Below are 16,597 nucleotides of genomic sequence, written 5' to 3'. Positions count from 1 at the left end.
GCTCCCGCAAGCCGCGCTGCGCTTTAAAAGCCGCAGGCGTCGCTGCCAGGAGGTCTCCCTCCGGCGCGGGGAGCGCCGCTCCTAATTCAGAGCGGCCTTGGCCAGATCGACGATCTTGGCGAAGTCGTCCTTGTGATACACGGCAAGGTCAGCCAGAACCTTGCGGTTCAGTTCAATGCCAGCCTGCTTGAGGCCGTGCATGAAGCGGCTGTAGGAAAGACCGCTCAAACGCGCGCCGGCGTTGATGCGGAGAATCCACAGAGTGCGGAAATCGCGTTTCCTCTGCTTGCGGCCCACATAGGAATACTGCATCGAGCGTTCCACAGCCTCGCGCGCGGTGCGGTACAGACGGCTGCGACCACCACGGAAGCCCTTGGCTGCGCTCAAATATTTTTTATGACGACGATGACTTGCAAGACCTCTCTTCACACGCATATGCGTTGCCTCCTTCTCCCAACTAGGCGGAGGAATGCCCGTTGGGGAGCGTAAAAAACTTCAGGCTCTCAAATGAGAGATACGGATTGAACGTCAGTCGCGGCTCCGCATGCGCCGCCGATGCCGTAGCATCGCGCTGAATTACCTTTTCCCGTCAGAATCTGCTTTACACGCTCACAGCATCTACTGTGATTTGCGCAGAATTTTTACTTGCGGACAAGAAAGCCAAGCGGCGCGCCGAAGCGGAGCATAGCAGTCTATCTGACCGAGGCGCGCCCGCGTAGGCTGCCGCAGTCAGCAAGTAAAAAGACAAGCAAATTAGCCGTTGGGCAGCATCCGGCGCACAGCCTTCTCGTTGGTCTGATCCACGAGGGTGGACTGACCCAAACGCATTTTGCGGCTGGCTGCCTTCTTGGTCAGAATGTGGCGCAGGTTCTGGCGGCGACGCTTGAACTTGCCGCTGCCGGTCTGCGAAAAACGCTTGGCGGCGGAACGCCGGGTTTTGATCTTGGGCATGGCGTACTCCTTAAAAACGTATACACCCGGACGCCGTTTTACGGGCGCACCGAGGGAAGGGCATAATGCCCCAAAGCACCGAACCACGCAAGGGGAAATTCACATCCCCCGCACAGACGGTCTACGACTGTTTTTTGGGCACCAGCATCATCTGCAAGGTGCGGCCTTCGGCACGGGCTTCCTGATCCACCTTGGCGATATCGGCAAGGTCTTGCACAACCCGTTCAAGAATGGCCATGCCGCGATCTTTATGCACAATTTCGCGGCCCCTGAAAAACACCGTAATCTTACAGCGGTCACCCTCTTCAAGAAAACGGCGAATGTGGCGGACCTTGGTTTCGTAATCATGGTCATCGGTTTTGGGACGAACCTTGATTTCCTTAATCTGCACCACGGCCTGCCGCTTTTTGGCTTCCTGCTTCTTTTTCTGCTGTTCGTACTTGAACTTGCCGTAGTCCATTATGCGACAAACGGGCGGTTCAGAAGTGGAAGCCACTTCCACAAGATCCATGCCGGCTTCTTTGGCCCGGTCAATAGCATCGTTGCGTTGCAGAATTCCAAGCTGCTCGCCATCGGCGGCGATCACGCGCACTTCACGGGCGCGGATCATCTCGTTGCGACGCACGCCGTCCTGCGGCATGTCGCGACGGAATCTCATATTAGGCGAAGCTATAGCGCATCCCTCCTTGTTTGAAAGGCTCTTCGGCGTCCGTCCGGATCAGCGCGGCGATTTCCGCTACGGATTTGAGCCCCATATTGTCCCCATTGCGCAGGCGCACATTGGCGCCGCCCGCCTGCACTTCTTTTTCCCCCACCACCAGAATATACGGAACCTTGGCCAGCTGCGCCTCGCGCACCTTGAAACCCAGTTTCTCGTTGCGGGTATCGGCGGTGGCGCGAATGCCCATCGCCTTGAGTTCTTCGCACATCTTGAGGGTGGCTTCATCGCCCGCTTCCGTCACGGTAAGCAGACGGGCCTGCTCAGGCGCAAGCCATGTGGGCAGCGCACCGGCAAAGTTCTCAACGAGAATGCCGATGAACCGCTCAAGCGACCCCATGATAGCCCGGTGCACCATGACCGGACGGTGCTTTTCGCCGTCCTGCCCCACATAGGTGAGGTCAAAACGCTCCGGCAGGGTAAAATCAACCTGTATCGTTGAGCATTGCCATTCACGGCCAATGCAGTCAAGCAGTCGCACGTCAATTTTTGGGCCGTAAAACGCGCCGTCGCCCTCATTGATCTCGTAGGGCAGTCCGGCCTTTTCGACAGCCTTGGTGAGCGCGTTGGTGGCAAGTTCCCACGCTTCGTCCGTGCCGATGCTGCTCTCGGGCCTGGTGGAAACGGCAACCTTGTACTGGAAGCCGAAGAGATTCATGAGATCGCGGATAAGATGGATGACCTCAAGAATTTCACCCTCAAGCTGCTCGGGCGCGCACAGAATATGCGCATCGTCCTGTGTGAACTGGCGCACGCGCAACAGCCCGTGCAGCACGCCGCTCTTTTCGTGGCGGTGCACCACGCCCAGTTCAAAATAGCGCTGGGGCAGATCGCGGTAGCTGTGCAGCTCGTTGCCGTAAATGAGCATATGCGAGATGCAGTTCATGGGCTTGACGCCGTAGGCGTCTTCCTCGATCTGCGTGAAATACATATTTTCGCGGTAATGGTCGTAGTGGCCGGATTTCTGCCATGTTTCCACGCGCAGCAGTTGCGGCCCCTGCACGATTTCGTACCCGCGCTTGAGATGTTCGCGACGCCAGAAATCTTCAAGAATGGTGCGCACCATCATGCCCCTGGGCAGCCAGAAGACCATGCCGGGGGCCACATCTTCCTTGAATGTGAAGAGGCTCAACTCGCGGCCAAGCTTGCGGTGGTCGCGGCGTTTGGCTTCTTCAAGCTGCTTCAGATAGGCGTCCAGAGCTTTCTGGTCGGCAAAGGCCGTGCCATAGATACGCGAGAGCATACGGTTCTTTTCATCACCGCGCCAGTAGGCCCCGGCTACGCTCATGAGCTTTGCCGCCTTGGCAAAACCAGTGTGCGGCACGTGGGGGCCACGGCACAGATCCGTGAAATCTCCGCAGGTATAGAGCGACACCGTGTCGGCATCAATGCTTTCAATCAGCTCGACCTTGTAGGCTTCGCCCATATTGCGGAACACTTCAACAGCTTCCGCCTTGGGCAGCACCTTGCAGGTGAAAGGTTCGCGCGCATCGGCAATACGCTGCATTTCCGCTTCAATAGCGGGGAAATCTTCACTGGAAAAAGGCTTTTCCACGTCAAAGTCGTAGTAAAAGCCGGTATCAATGGAGGGGCCAATAGTGACCTTGGCAGTGGGGAAGAGACGCTTGACCGCCGCCGCCATAACGTGGGCGGTAGAATGGCGGATCATCTGCAGCCCCTCGGGCGAGTCGGCGTACACGGGCGCAAGCTCGATGCAGCCAGCAGGCAGGGGTGCGGAAAGATCCAGCAGAGCGCCGTTATCGGCGCGCGCGGCCACAGCCGCCTTGAACTTTTTGCCGCTCAAGGCTTTTTGCAGGACAGAAGCTACGGAGTCACCGGCTTCCACCATCTGCCCTTCCACACGGACTTCCATGAAAAGCTCCTTACAAAAATACCCGGAGGCACATAAAACAAAGTGGGGAGGTAAACCTCCCCACTGCGCCGAATCCGGTCTTCGGGTCGCATCAAGCGACCTGTGCTATGGGCGGGGCCAAGGCCTTCCGCCGTTTAGGGGAACTATCCCCGAAGAGTCATTTGGTAGGAACGAACAGACTTGAACTGTTGACCCCTTCCGTGTCAAGGAAGTGCTCTAGCCACCTGAGCTACGCTCCTACATGAGGCAAGCGGTTATATAGCTACTCCCCATGCCGCCGTCAACACTTTTTTGACACATTGCCGCAATTTATCTCTGAAACCCTGATAGATGCGCCATGTGCCTGCGTGTGGGCAGCCGGAGAAGCTATTCCAACCACGTGCGCCAAATACCATGACAAAAAACGCGGACCTCTGCAAGCATCTTAAATAATGCCTGCCTCGCGCTGCGCCGCGAGCCACTGGCCGAAAGTTTCCTGCGCGCGGGCGGAATACAAGGCCTTGCGATCTTTTTTACGCGCCCTTTCGCCCAGTTCCGGCACAAGTCCGAAGTGGGCGTTGGAAGGCTGAAAATGCTTTACCGGGGTGCGCAAATGGTTGAGCAGCCCGCCGAGAGCGCTCTCCACAGGCGGGTGCGGCAGTTCAAGGCCACGTGCGCGGGCATTGAGCAGCAGGGCCAGCCACAGGCCGCTGGCGGCTGATTCCACATAGCCCTCCACCCCTGTGATCTGCCCCGCCAGATACACGCCGGGCCGCGCCCGCAGCGACAAATCCGGTGCCAGCACATCAGGCGCGTTCACATAGGTATTGCGGTGCATACTGCCAAAGCGCGCAAACTCCGCATTTTCCATACCCGGCACCAGCCGGAACACGCGGGCCTGCTCGCCCTGGGTCAGCTTGGTCTGGCAGCCCACGAGGTTGCAGGTTTCGCTGTTGGCCTTTTCTGCCCGCAGCTGCAGAATGGCCCAGGGCCTGCGCCCTGTGCGCGGGTCCACAAACCCCACAGGCTTGAGGGGGCCGAAGGTCAGGGTGCGGGGGCCGCGCTCGGCCAAAGCCTCCACGGGCATGCAGCCTTCAAAATGCTTTTCCTGCTCAAATTCGTGGGCAGAGACTTTTTGCGCTTCCAGCAGGGCCGCATAAAAAACATCGTATTCGTCGCGGCTCATGGGGCAATTGAGATAGTCGCCCTCGCCGTCGGCCTCGCCGTTTTCCTGCCCATAGCGGGAGGCGCGAAACACCACGTCCATATTAAGGGAGTGCGTCCACACAATGGGGGCGATTGCGTCATAAAAATAGCAGTGCTTTGCGCCCACGGCGTCTGCGAGCGAGGCGGAAAGCCCCTCCGAGGCCATGGGCCCGGCAGCCAGAACCACTGCCCTGCCCTCGCCCGTAAAGGGCGCGAGCACCGGGTCGTCCAGCGATGCCACCTGATGTTCCACAAGCGTGATATTGGCCTGCGCCGCCACGCGCTCGGTCATGGCGCGGGCAAAAGCCTCGCGGTCAACGGCCAGAGCCTTGCCAGCGGGCACGCGGTGGGCATCGGCCAGTTCCATAAAATCGCTGCCAAGGGCGCGCATTTCAGCCTTGAGCAGGCCCACGCCGGATGTAAGTTCATCTGACCGCAGGGAGTTGGAGCATACAAGCTCAGCCAGATGCTCGCTGATATGGGCAGCCGACCTGTGGCCCGGCTTTTGTTCAAACAGGGTTACGGAGTGACCGGCGCGGGCCAGATGCAGGGCGCATTCGCACCCGGCAAGGCCGCCGCCCACCACGGCTATGGACATAATCTGCATATATTCTCCTTGCCGCGCAGCTTGAAAGAAATCCCGCCTGATGGCAAGCCCGCCCGCTTGTTCATAACAAAAAGCGCCCCGACACGTCAGGGCGCTGAAGACAAACAATACCATTCCTGCGAGATGACCATAGCAGCCGGCACAATCCCGGCCAGCCGCAGGCTCTGTTAGCCTCAGTTCAAGGCCGCAAGAATTTTGTAAACCGCTTTTTCGGAAAGAAAATACCGTTCCGCCAGTTGCGCAACAGACCAGCCCGCCTTGCGCCGGGCAGCCATCTCGTTATTTCTGGCAACACGCAAGGCACGGTTGGGGGCGGTTTCTCCCCAGTGTTTTCTGTTTTCTTCCTTGCGGGGAATGTACAGATATTCCCCGTCAACATATTCCTGTATGGCCCGCAACAAGTGTTGCGGCAGAACTTTAGTCGCTTTTTTATAGCCCATGATGCTTCCTCCCGATGAAATGTCAGGACGGAGCAAGGGCTATTGCCTAAACAATCAAGCTGTTATGCAATAGCCCCTGCTATGCATAACGGGCAGAATCCTGATAAGTATACATCCAATAATCCTGTTGAGTGTTGATAATGCTTTTTCTGTATACACAGCAAAATGCCAAGTCAACAGGGTTGCGCCCCAATCCGGCTCTTGCCCCCAACGAAAAGCTGCGCTAGTAACAACCGATGCACGACGATCACGCACAGCAGCACGCCGCCGAAAAGGCAAACGACCTCCACGAGGGCATGGCCCCCGTGGACATTGCGTTTGTGCGCCCCGGCGCGCGTAAGCTCTACGCTCAGGGGCAGGATGATTTTCTTGCTCCTGCCACCAGCCAGTCGGCAGGTATGGATCTGCGCGCTTGCCTTGATACGCCCGAAGCGCTTATTCCCGCCGGGGGCAGGCTCAAGGTTTGCACGGGCATCAGCGTACAGCCCCGCGCGGCTGGCATTGCCGGTTTTGTTTACTCGCGCAGCGGCCTTGGCGCGCGCGACGGCATAACTGTTGCCCAGGGCGTCGGCATCATCGACCCGGACTATACCGGGGAAATTCTGGTGTTCCTTCTGAACACCTCCGGTCAGGAGCGCCGCATCCAGAACGGCGAGCGCGTGGCCCAGCTCATCTTTCAGTCCTTTGTGCGACCGCGATGGCGTGAAGTAACGGAACTGTCTGCCACAGAACGCGGTTCCGGCGGTTTCGGTCACACAGGGCGCTGATACTCTGCGCTGGCAACCGCCAGCGACTTTCATCCATTCCACCATTCATACGTTCACCGAGAAGGAGTTTGTCCATGTCACAAGCCTTTGCCGCCGTGAAAGCCGGGGAAGAGAGCCTGCTCTGCCGTTCCTACAGCCGTTACCCGCTGGCTATCGTGCGAGGCAAGGGCGCGCGACTCTGGGACGTGGACGGCAAGGAATATGTCGATCTGCTGGCGGGCATTGCCGTAACGGCCCTTGGCCACTGCAATGATGAAATCTGCGCCGCCCTTGAGGCCCAGTCCCACAAGCTCTGGCACGTGAGCAACCTGTTTTATCAGGAAGAACAGCTTGAACTGGCGCGGCTGCTGCTCTCAACAAGCCACCACAGCAAGGCCTTTTTCTGCAACTCCGGCGCGGAAGCCAACGAGGCCTGCATAAAGCTGGCGCGTCGCTACATGCGCAGCGTGAAAAAACGCGATGCCTACGAAATCATCACCCTTGAGGGCTGCTTTCATGGCCGCACGCTCGGATCGCTGGCAGCCACTGGGCGCGAGAGCCTGAGCAATGGCTTTACCCCCCTGCCCGAGGGCTTCAAGCAGGTTCCGGCCAACGACCTCGCAGCGATGGAAGCCGCCATCACCCCCGCCACCGCCGCAGTGCTGGTTGAAGTGGTGCAGGGCGAAGGCGGCATTGTGCCCCTGCCCGCAGACTATCTGCGCGGTGTTGAGGCCCTGTGCCGCAAGCACGACATCCTCTTTATGTGCGATGAAGTGCAGGCTGGCCTGTGCCGTACCGGCAAGTTCTGGGCCTTCCAGACATGCGGCCTCACGCCCGACATCATCAGCATGGCCAAATCGCTCGCCAACGGCCTGCCCATGGGCGCCATGCTGGCTACGGACGAAGTTGCGCAGGGCTTTGAGGCGGGCAGCCACGCCACCACCTTTGGGGGGGGCGCGCTTGTTTCCGCCGTGGCGACCAAGACGGTTGAAATCATGCTGCGCGACAAACTGGCAGAACGCGCCAGCACGTTAGGTGAGCACATGAAGGCCCAGCTGGCCGCTCTCCAGCAGCGCGTTCCCGGCAAAATCCGCGAAGTGCGGGGCATTGGCCTCATGCTGGGCATTGAGCTGACAGTTTCCGGCAAGGAGGTGTGGGAAGAACTGCTGCGCCGGGGCTTCATATGCAACCTGAGCCACGGCGTCACCCTGCGCCTCCTGCCGCCCCTGAACATTGAGCAGGCAGATCTGGACAGCTTTGTGACCACGCTTGAAGACATTTTGAAGGCTTTTTAAAAAAATCGACCCGTCCGGGTCTTTACAGAAGCACGATTGTACACTACATAGGGCTTCCTGAAAATATTCTGTAAAAATTACGGCAACCCCGCTCTGCGGGGTTGCCGCTTGCTTTACACAAGGAGTACTCATGGACGTTTTTGATCAGGCTACCGAGCTGGAGCGCCTTGACCGCGAATCAGCCCTCTTGCGAGCCCGTGCCGCAGTGGATCGAGGCGGCCCGGAATGGATCAACGGCGTAGCCTGCTGCCGTGAATGCGGCGACCCCATCCCCGCCAAGCGCCTTGAAGCCCTGCCCGGTGTTGGCCTGTGCCGCGCCTGCCAGGAAGAACGCGAAGGCAGCCGCGACTAACCTGCACAGGGTGCCCTAACGGCCCAGCCGCTGACGTACCTCGCGGGATGAGGCCTGCGCGGCTCCGACACCCCTATGATATCTGCATCTGCAGCGCGCCCGCATACAGGCGAGCGCGCACTGGTTGCGCTCGGCTTTTGATCCTGCCCAGCGTGACGCCACGCTTTACGGCAATTTTTTCCCCTTCTGCAAGCCCCGCCCTCTCCGCAATCATTGCGCCCCCCCCCCGGCCCCCCTTGTTCTGACCAGAACTGGATGCTCACTGGCTGTATCAGGCAGCCAACTGGATATGGCGCTGCAAATGCTCTGAAATGAAAACCCCTGTCCCGGCAATCGCAGGGACAGGGGTTTTAAATGATTTCTCTCGCAAGGCGGGCCGCCCGGCCCGCGCTTTGCGCCGATGATCGGTCAGTTCCAGATAAAATGCAGCAGCCAGTAAGAAACAAATCCCACGCCGGCAGCGGCGGGCAAGGTGAGCACCCATGCGGTCACCAGATTTGCGGCCACATTCCAGCGCACGGCTGAAAGCCTTTTGGTAGACCCCACACCAAAGATACACGCAGATATGGTGTGCGTGGTGCTGACCGGGGCCCCCATGAGAGAAGCGCCTGTGATGACTAGGGCGGCGGAGCTTTCGGCAGCAAAGCCGTGGACTGGCTCCAGCTTGAAAATACGGTGCCCCATGGTCTTAACAATTTTCCAGCCGCCCACCGCAGTACCAAGGGCCATGGCCCCGGCGCAGGAAAGTTTGACCCACAGGGGCACTTCCACGGTGTCGATCTTGCCAAAAATCATCAGGGCCAAAGTGACAATGCCCATGGTCTTCTGCGCATCGTTGAGGCCGTGGCTGGTAGCCATAAATGCGGCGGAGAGCAGTTGCAAACGCCGGAACGAGGCATTGACCTTGCGCCGGTGTATGTGCCCGCAAATCCAGTAAATGATCCACATGCAGCAAAAACCCACCGCGTAGCCTGCCAGGGGCGAGGCCACAAGGGGGACCAGCACCTTGTCCCAGATGCCTTTGCCGTTCAGCGCGCTAAAGCCAGCATCGGCCACGGCTGCGCCGATAAGTCCGCCAATGAGGGCATGGGAAGACGATGACGGAATGCCGAAATACCAGGTTATACAATTCCAGGTGATGGCCCCCACAAGGGCGGCCAGCACAAGTACGTGGCTCCCCTCCACCACGTGCGGCAAAACAATGCCGCTGCCCAGTGTTTTTGCCACTTCAGTACCAAGCAGCGCCCCGCCCAGATTGAGCAGGGCCGCAGCGCCCACCGCAAAACGCGGCGTCACCACCTTGGTGGAAACCACGGTGGCAATGGCGTTGGCGCAGTCGTGCGCGCCATTGGTGAAGTCGAACACCAGGGCCACCAGCACAATGAGCGCCAGCAGCACGGGGATATCAAACATTTTTCAGCACCGCTTCTTCAATGGTTTCCGCCAGCGCATTGACCTGCTCAAGCAGGATGTTCATGCGCTCATAGGCCTGACTCCACTTGAGCACCCGCATGAGGGCCTTGCTTGTCAGTTCCTGATGTTCGTCCATCAGTTCCGCCAGACCTACGGCCAGCACCATGTCGCATTCGCTGCGCAGGCCTCGGAAAACACGGGTTTTGTGACAGTCGCGCCGATTGGCGAGGCCAGCGAGCATTTCATGTGTCAGATCAAGCATGGCGCTGATGGTGCGCGCCATCTGCAAGGCGGGAAAACGGATTGAGGCAAATTCAAAAATATGCAGCCGCGTGCTCAGGCTGTGCAGGCAGTCCATGCACTCTTCCTGTTCCTGATTGATGCGCAGGATGTCCTCGCGGTCGATGGGCGTGATAAACGTCTGGGAAAGCGCCCGGATGATCTTGCTGTGCAGCAGGTCGGCCTCTTCTTCCAGAAAGGCGATTTCCTTGTGCACGTGATCCATGTTGGAAACGTCTTCCAGCATGTTTACCAGCAGGGCGGACATGCGGCGCAGCAGATCGTTCTGCTCGTTGAGCATGGCAAAGAACGGAGCGGATTTGGGCAGTAGAGCAGGAAACATCCTTTCTCCTTGAACTGGTTGCAAGCGCGGAGCGCCACGAATGGTAGCTGTTTGCGCGGGCATTGCCCGGGCATGCAGCTTCCGGGGGCGAGCTGTTACCACTTCGCCAACCCGTTTGACCCCTTCCGTTTATACCGGGCAGAACTTTGTGCCAAGAGAAAACAGGGCGTCAAATTAAACTTTTCAATGAACAAAAAAGAACTCAAATCATCGCGGTAAGTTATAAGGCCATTTTTTTGCGCATTCCCGCAGCTGACGCGACATTTTTCGGGAAAATCACTCACTGGATTGAGTGCACAATCTATAATCCAGACGGACTCTTCGTGCAACGATTTGCTGCATGGAATGGTGGTAAACGTAACCTGCTGGAGAGGTTAATCGACAAATGTCAGCCACTCCAGAACTTGCCGGGCCGCAGCAACTGGCAAGAAGGACCAGGGCGGCGGCATGACGCAGCTTGCCCCCGGCAGCAGCAGGCAGCCGTGGTGCAGATAGAACATGCCGTGGGATGTTTGAGCTTCAGCTTCTGGATCATTGTCTGCGTAGAGGGGATCGTTCCACAGCGGGTGCCCCACAGCGGCGGCATGCGCTCGGATTTGGTGGCGCGCGCCACGCCGGATGCGGCACCCGACCAGCGTCAGCCCAACGCGGTGAAACTGGGAATCCGTTGCGAGGGCCAGTTGCGGCAGCTCATCCCCTTCAAAATAATGCAGGGGCGTAAAATTCGTCCAGCGCGTGCAGCCAGCATCGCGGTCAAGTACGCGGCTTTTGCTGCGTTTGTCCGTACGCAGGGCAAAAGTCACGGTAAAATCTTCTTCCAGTCGTCCGGCCAAAAGCGCGATATAGCGCTTTTCACAGCGTCCAGCCGCCTCGGCCAGGCGAAATGCCTTCGCCGCCTGCGGGGAAAGCGCCGCGCATACAATGCCAGAAGTGCCGTGATCAAGACGCTGCATCAACTGAGGGGGCACAGCCTCCGCACTCATGTCCGCACCATCTTGTGGGCCAGCCTCAGTGCAGCCCTGCCCTGCCAGCAACTGCGGCAGCATGCTCTCCAGGCTGGGCATGTTGCCGCCTGTTAATGCGGCAGTGTGCAAGCCTACGGGCTTGTAAAAAAAGCAGAACTCGCCCTGCCGCTCCAAAAGACGCGGCAACGTGTCAACATTCGCACCTGCGGGGCAAGCGCCAGTTGCGGGCGCGTCAACACCAGCATTCTGGGTCTGCTGATCTGCTTCCGGCGCGTCTGCCAGCGAGACCACATCCCCCTTGCGCAACCGTTGCGCGGCCTTGCAGGAGCGCCCGTTGACGAGCACCTGCCCACTTTCAATACTGCGCTTACGCCCCCGCAGGCCCATCTGCGGCAGCAGCAGGGTCAGGGCATAGTCCAGCCTCTGGCCAACCATGTCTGCACTGGACGCTTCGAACTGTTTCTCAGTTGCTTGTTGCGCCTCGGCGCAAAATACGGGGGAAGTTTCATTACTCACAGGGTCACCGGACTGCCGGGAACAAGCTCCAGCAGGGCTTTGGCGGTTAATTCCGGCACATGGCGCTGCGGATCATTTTCGTAGACCATGTGTTTTTCTACCAGCCGCACCCCCAGTTGGGCGAGGGCATCACGTTCTTTAGCATCAAGCCCGCCCTCATAGCGACCATTGCGGACATCAACCAGCACTGTCTGCAACAGAGCCTCGGTGGGGGCGTCGGGGGCGTCTTCGCGCAGATGGCGCAAAATCATGGCAGTCTGCCCCGCCACGGTCAGGCCGTGCAGTTCCGCGTCTGTTCCGGTATTGGGAATAAAAATTTTCGGACACTGAACGGCAGCCACGGCACGGCCCACATTCTGGGGCAACAAGTTGGCAAGCACGCTGGTGTAAAAACTGCCCATGGGATAGCAGATGGCTGCCGCCGAACGCAGGTAAGCCACCGAGGCCGGGGCAAGAGGCGGGCGGCAAGGGGTTTGCAGTTTTTCTGCCTGCTCGGCTCCCCGGTCTGGTTCGTGCACGGTGAGGAACAGCCGCCGCACAGCCCCGCTGAGATTTTTAAAGCGGTGCTGCCCCACCACAAGAGAGCCATCTTCCAGTTCCGCCGCCAGATGCAGGCTTTCGCTCACAATGGGCAGTACAACGCCACGCGTTTGCAATAAACGGCTGAGAAAGGCCATGACCGGGCCAAACACCCTCTTGTGGTGCAGGTAGCCGCCGGCCAGAATCAGATTGCCCATGCAGGCGCGGAAGGGGTCGAAATCTTCGGGCATGCGTTGCAGAAAAAAATTGAGATGCAGACGCAGCGCATCTGCAAACAACGGCGGCATCGCCGCCCATACAGGATGCTCCCCGCTGCCCATGGCGCGCAGCTGTTGGCGCAGTTCATGTGGATCGTTGCATTCCGCCGATGGTTCCGGCAGCCTGCTGGCGCAGAATTCCATTACCGAGGCGGGCACAACCGCGCTGTCGGCCAGAGCCAGCAAACGGTTGCGGATGTCACCCACGGCAGGCATGGCGAAGCTGCGGCGCAGGGCCGCAGAACTGCCGCCGGAATCAAAGGGCGTGACGAGATGAACGGAATTGTGGGTGTAGTGGATCAGTTCACGGCTCAGATCGCGCAGAGCCGTACCGCCCGTAAAAAAAACCAGTCTGGGACCAAGCGGAGGAAAGCAGAACAGCGAAGCACTTTCGCTCACACGGCGCTCCCCGCTGCCAAGGCATCGCTGCCCGGCGCAACCTCACAGGTGCTGCGACAGGATGGAATGAGCCCCATTTCGCACATGCGCAAAAAAATCAGCCGTCCGATCCAGGCATCGGTGGCGGCATAGGCAATCTGACGCGGGGTCAGTTCCATGAGGCTCCAGTTTGAACACTGGGAACCTTTGGAAATACGCCAGCCAAAAAAATTGGCCGCAAGGGTGCGCAAACCCTGGCTGGGCAGTTTGTGCGCGCGAGCCACACCGCCAAGATCCACCAGTCCCGCTGGCTCAAAGTCATGCAGGCGGCCAAGGTCACGCATATCATCTCGAATGCCCACACCAGCCTTGACCTGATCAGGGTTTGCCAAAATTTCGACCACATGGGGCCCGAACGGCAAAAAGGCCAACTGCACCAGATACACGGCATTGGCCGTGGCAAGCTGGATCAAAGCCGGAAAATTGCGGCGTCCCTTGCGAAAGGAAGGCCGTGTTTCCGTATCAAATCCAAGCAAATCTGCGGATCGCAGATCCGGCAGCGCGTTTTTCCAGTCCTCCAGGGTGCGAATAACCTGCACCGGCCCCTCGTAATGAAAAAGGGGCATGGCGTTGATTTCTTCGCAACTCAGCCTGCGGCGCAAAACGTCCATATCCATAGGTTACTTACCAATGCAGAATTGGGCAAATATGCTGTTAAGCACTTCTGCCGGGCTGGAAAGCCCGGTCACTTCCCCCAGATGAGCGGCGGCCATATCAAGTCTGACCGCGCAACAATCGTAAGGCTGCCCTGCAACAACATCAGCACGCAGCCCTTCAAGTTCTTTCAAAGCCTTTTCCAGCGCCATGGATTGCCTTGCGTTGGGCGCAAGACCGTCTTCCGGCGCGGCATCCGAACCGCCCCCAAGCAGCACAGATCGCAACATGGTTGCAAGCTCTTCGACATATGTATCGGAAAGTGCGCTCACTGCGCAACAGGTTCGCGCATCAATCCAGCGGGGAGGGAACACTTTTGGCATGCAAAGGTCACATTTGTTCCACACCACAAGCAGGGGCGTGTCGCCCACAGAGTCAAGAACCTCGCGGGCTGCAGCGTCCGGGCAAACCTCTGCCGCAGCGCCTTCCTCGCCCAGCAGCCCGCCATCAAGCACCAGAACAACAAGGTCAGCCTGCGAAACTTTTTCGCGGCTACGCGTTACGCCAAGCTGCTCAACGGTTTCTTCAGCCTGCCGCAGGCCTGCTGTGTCAGTCAGGCGCACGGGCAGGCCGTCAAGATTGCAGGTTTCTTCCAGAAAATCACGCGTTGTGCCGGGTATATCGGTCACAAGTGCCCGCTCGCGCCCAAGCAGAGCGTTGAGAAGGCTGGATTTGCCGGCATTCACCGCGCCAGCCAGCACCACCACGGCGCCCTGCTGCACAATCTGGGCACGCCTGCTCCCGGCCAGCAGCCGCCGCACGGCCAGCATGACCCTATCGAGAACTTCGCAGAGAGCCGCTGGCTCCATGCCTTCAACTTCTTCGTCAGGAAAGTCCACGGCAAGGCACATTTGGGCGCGCAGCATTTCCAGTTCTTCGCGCAGTTCGGCAGTACGCCGACCAAGAACACCTTCCAGACGGTTGAGACCATAGCGCAGGGCTTCGCGCGAGGGGGCGGCAATCAGCTCGGCCACGGCTTCGGCCTGGCTCAGATCCATGCGACCGTTGATAAAGGCGCGACGCGAAAACTCACCGCGTTCTGCCTGCCGCGCCCCGTGGCGCAGCGCGCTTTCGAGCACGGCCTGCACCAGAAAAGGGCCACCATGGCTGTGAATCTCGGCGACGTCTTCGCCCGTAAAGGTGCGCGGCCCTGGCATAAAAACAGCCAGGGCATCATCCAGCGCCTCGCCGTTCCAGTCAAGCACGCGGCCCCTGTGCAAAAGCCATGGATGAAAATTTTCCACCTGCGCTGAAAGGGGGAGGAACATGCGGGCAAGAACTTTCTTGGCCCGGGGGCCAGAAAGGCGCACTATGCCAATCCCTCCGGCACCGGGAGGGGTAGCAATGGCGGCGATGGTGTCGCCACGAGCTGTCTGCATTGCTGTATCCATATCTTGCCCTATGTTTGCGCGGCTTCGCCAACGAGTGTTGCCGGAGATCTGCGCCCAGTCGGGCTGTTTCTCCGGCAACGTAACAAGCACCTTCACGACCCTGCTGGCCCAGCTTGCGGTATGAACGCGCCAAACGCGCATCTGCCAGTGAGGCTGAAGCTAGGCGCGTTCTCCCTTTCTGCGCATGATGACCACGCGCTTCATGGGGCCATCGCCCGTACTGCGGGTCTGCACGTCAACGGCCTCTTGCAGGCACACGTGCACAATACGCCGATGGTACGAAGAAAGCGGCCTCGTGGAGTAGGAGCGCCCGCTCTGGCGCACCTTGTCTGCAAGAGCCAGAGCCATTTCGCGCAGTTTTTCATCCTGACGGCGGCGGTATTCCCCGGCGTCGAGCTGCACCCGCACGGCTGCATTCATGCCGCGCGATACGATGCGCGATATCATATATTGCAGGGCGGCAAGGGTCTGCCCCTCGCGACCTATCAGAAGGCCGGAGTCTTCATCGCAGTCAATGCCCACATAAACCCGGCCGCCGCCGATCTTGACGGTGATACCCACGCCGTCCCCTGTAATGGGCCGGATGAGCTTCCGCACGGTTTCATCTACAAGGGTCTCAAGCTTTGCCACGTCAAGCTGCTCCAGAGGAGTAACCGGCAAACCCTCGCCTGCGGCTTCAAAATCATCTTCCAGCCCTTCCACTGGCGCTTCAGGTCGCGGTGCGCGCTCTGGGCGTTGATTTTCGCGCTGGGCGGCACGGGCTTCAGCCCTGCCGTTGCCCCTGTTGTCGGAGCGGTTGTCAGAACGATTGTCAGGCCGGGAGTCATTGCGTCGGCCTCGGGCCTCGCGCACAGGAGGCTCGGCGGGATTGGCCGCTTCCACGCCTTCGCCGCCTTCGGCATTTCTGCCTGAGTGGTCACGGCCCCGGTCATTTCTAGAATTTCTGCCGGAAGGCTTGGCCCCATTTCTGTCAGGCTTGCCGCTACGCTCGCCCCGGCGGTCTAAGGACCGGTCGGCGGGCTTTTCCAGCACATTGCCATTAATGGCGGCGTCCAGATCTTCTTCACTCTCAAAGGCGTCCAGAGACTGGGGCTTGCGGTTACGGCCACGGTTGCGCCTGTCATCCTGCGGGTTACGCCTGTCGTCTTGCGGATTGCGCTGGGGACGGGCCTCCTGCTGGCGGTCGCGCCCGTCGCCTCGGCCCTTTTCGGCCTGAGCTTCGGGAGCGTTGGAAGCATCAGAAGCCTTGGGGGCAGCCGATGCCGACGACTCAGGTGCAGACGTAGGCGCTTGCTCCTGCCGGTCTCCACCGTTTTTGCGCTGCTCCACAGACCCGGAGTTCTCACTCGCGGACGCGGGCTGCCCAGCAGACGGCGCAGGGGCCGAAGCCCCCTCGCCGTTCTTTCTGCCCAGAATGCTTTCCATAGTTTCGCGCAGCTGCACGCGCCTTGCCCGGACCTTGGCCTTGCGCGCGCCCACTATGCCGAATATGCCGGACTTGGCGTCCTGCACTATTTCAATCTCGAGCTTTTCACGCGCTGTATTGAAGTAGCCGCAGGCTTCCTCTATGGCGCTGTCGAGATCCTTTCCCTGGAATTCCTTAAACCCTTCCATACGAACCCCCTGCTGTGTCT

16 protein-coding genes and 1 tRNA gene are annotated in these 16,597 nt (G+C 59.4%); 3 read left to right on the top strand and 14 right to left on the bottom strand.

Going from position 1 to position 16,597, the window contains the following annotated elements; all coding sequences use genetic code 11:
• Positions 1 to 81: 81 nt before the first annotated feature.
• The 7 genes from rplT to ACUZ79_RS04345 form a co-directional block, all read right to left on the bottom strand.
• On the bottom strand, positions 82 to 435 hold the full coding sequence (gene rplT, locus ACUZ79_RS04375; RefSeq protein WP_240823742.1) for a 50S ribosomal protein L20: 354 nt from the start codon (positions 433 to 435) through the stop codon (positions 82 to 84).
• 318 nt (positions 436 to 753) lie between these two features.
• Positions 754 to 951, bottom strand: coding sequence for a 50S ribosomal protein L35 (gene rpmI / locus ACUZ79_RS04370; protein ID WP_022657789.1), 198 nt, complete (start codon positions 949 to 951; stop codon positions 754 to 756).
• 121 nt (positions 952 to 1,072) lie between these two features.
• Positions 1,073 to 1,609, bottom strand: a complete 537-nt coding sequence (infC, locus tag ACUZ79_RS04365; protein ID WP_022657788.1) for a translation initiation factor IF-3 — start codon at positions 1,607 to 1,609, stop codon at positions 1,073 to 1,075.
• Between the two features lies 1 nt (position 1,610).
• Positions 1,611 to 3,542, bottom strand: coding sequence for a threonine--tRNA ligase (gene thrS, locus ACUZ79_RS04360; RefSeq protein WP_449250805.1), 1,932 nt, complete (start codon positions 3,540 to 3,542; stop codon positions 1,611 to 1,613).
• Positions 3,543 to 3,704: 162 nt separating this feature from the next.
• Positions 3,705 to 3,781, bottom strand: a tRNA-Val gene (locus tag ACUZ79_RS04355).
• A 185-nt stretch (positions 3,782 to 3,966) separates the two neighbouring features.
• Positions 3,967 to 5,334: a methylenetetrahydrofolate--tRNA-(uracil(54)-C(5))-methyltransferase (FADH(2)-oxidizing) TrmFO gene (trmFO, locus tag ACUZ79_RS04350; protein ID WP_449250804.1), complete on the bottom strand. Its 1,368-nt coding sequence runs from the start codon at positions 5,332 to 5,334 to the stop codon at positions 3,967 to 3,969.
• Positions 5,335 to 5,507: 173 nt separating this feature from the next.
• Positions 5,508 to 5,774, bottom strand: coding sequence for a CD3324 family protein (locus tag ACUZ79_RS04345; RefSeq protein ID WP_240823739.1), 267 nt, complete (start codon positions 5,772 to 5,774; stop codon positions 5,508 to 5,510).
• Between the two features lie 296 nt (positions 5,775 to 6,070).
• On the opposite strand from ACUZ79_RS04345, the gene dut reads away from it, so the two are divergent.
• From dut to ACUZ79_RS04330, 3 genes are all read left to right on the top strand, one after another.
• Positions 6,071 to 6,541 carry a dUTP diphosphatase gene (gene dut, locus ACUZ79_RS04340; RefSeq protein WP_449252161.1) on the top strand — a complete coding sequence of 157 codons (471 nt, stop codon included), beginning with the start codon at positions 6,071 to 6,073 and terminating at the stop codon, positions 6,539 to 6,541.
• A 74-nt stretch (positions 6,542 to 6,615) separates the two neighbouring features.
• The gene (locus ACUZ79_RS04335; protein WP_449250803.1) at positions 6,616 to 7,815 is read left to right on the top strand and encodes an acetylornithine/succinylornithine family transaminase; all 1,200 of its coding nucleotides are present in this window, start codon (positions 6,616 to 6,618) and stop codon (positions 7,813 to 7,815) included.
• A gap of 130 nt (positions 7,816 to 7,945) precedes the next feature.
• Entirely contained in the window at positions 7,946 to 8,167 is a 222-nt protein-coding gene (locus ACUZ79_RS04330; protein WP_022657782.1) for a TraR/DksA family transcriptional regulator, read from the top strand.
• Between the two features lie 408 nt (positions 8,168 to 8,575).
• On the opposite strand, the gene ACUZ79_RS04325 is transcribed toward ACUZ79_RS04330, so the two are convergent.
• The 7 genes from ACUZ79_RS04325 to ACUZ79_RS04295 all read right to left on the bottom strand — a co-directional run bounded on the left by ACUZ79_RS04325 (position 8,576) and on the right by ACUZ79_RS04295 (position 16,577).
• Complete coding sequence (locus tag ACUZ79_RS04325) at positions 8,576 to 9,580, bottom strand: inorganic phosphate transporter (protein ID WP_215647968.1); 1,005 nt, start codon at positions 9,578 to 9,580, stop codon at positions 8,576 to 8,578.
• Positions 9,573 to 10,202 (bottom strand): DUF47 domain-containing protein, encoded by a 630-nt coding sequence (locus ACUZ79_RS04320; protein WP_240823737.1) that lies wholly within the window; start codon positions 10,200 to 10,202, stop codon positions 9,573 to 9,575. Before ACUZ79_RS04320 ends, ACUZ79_RS04325 begins: the two co-directional genes overlap by 8 nt.
• A 374-nt stretch (positions 10,203 to 10,576) precedes the next feature.
• Positions 10,577 to 11,683, bottom strand: a complete 1,107-nt coding sequence (locus tag ACUZ79_RS04315) for a pseudouridine synthase (RefSeq protein ID WP_449250802.1) — start codon at positions 11,681 to 11,683, stop codon at positions 10,577 to 10,579.
• A complete protein-coding gene (locus ACUZ79_RS04310) occupies positions 11,680 to 12,879 on the bottom strand; it encodes a GAK system CofD-like protein (RefSeq protein ID WP_449250801.1) in 1,200 nt (399 codons plus the stop codon). The genes ACUZ79_RS04315 and ACUZ79_RS04310 overlap by 4 nt, the downstream gene beginning before the upstream one ends.
• Entirely contained in the window at positions 12,876 to 13,535 is a 660-nt protein-coding gene (locus tag ACUZ79_RS04305; RefSeq protein ID WP_240823734.1) for a 3'-5' exonuclease, read from the bottom strand. Before ACUZ79_RS04305 ends, ACUZ79_RS04310 begins: the two co-directional genes overlap by 4 nt.
• A gap of 3 nt (positions 13,536 to 13,538) precedes the next feature.
• Entirely contained in the window at positions 13,539 to 14,951 is a 1,413-nt protein-coding gene (gene mnmE, locus ACUZ79_RS04300) for a tRNA uridine-5-carboxymethylaminomethyl(34) synthesis GTPase MnmE (protein WP_449250800.1), read from the bottom strand.
• A gap of 171 nt (positions 14,952 to 15,122) precedes the next feature.
• Positions 15,123 to 16,577 carry a Jag family protein gene (locus ACUZ79_RS04295; protein WP_449250799.1) on the bottom strand — a complete coding sequence of 485 codons (1,455 nt, stop codon included), beginning with the start codon at positions 16,575 to 16,577 and terminating at the stop codon, positions 15,123 to 15,125.
• Between the last annotated feature and the right edge of the window lie 20 nt (positions 16,578 to 16,597).

The sequence above is a fragment of the Desulfovibrio faecalis genome (assembly GCF_053570625.1).
The sequence above is the reverse complement of the archived record's forward strand: the minus strand, read 5'-3'. Positions and strand labels throughout refer to the sequence as shown.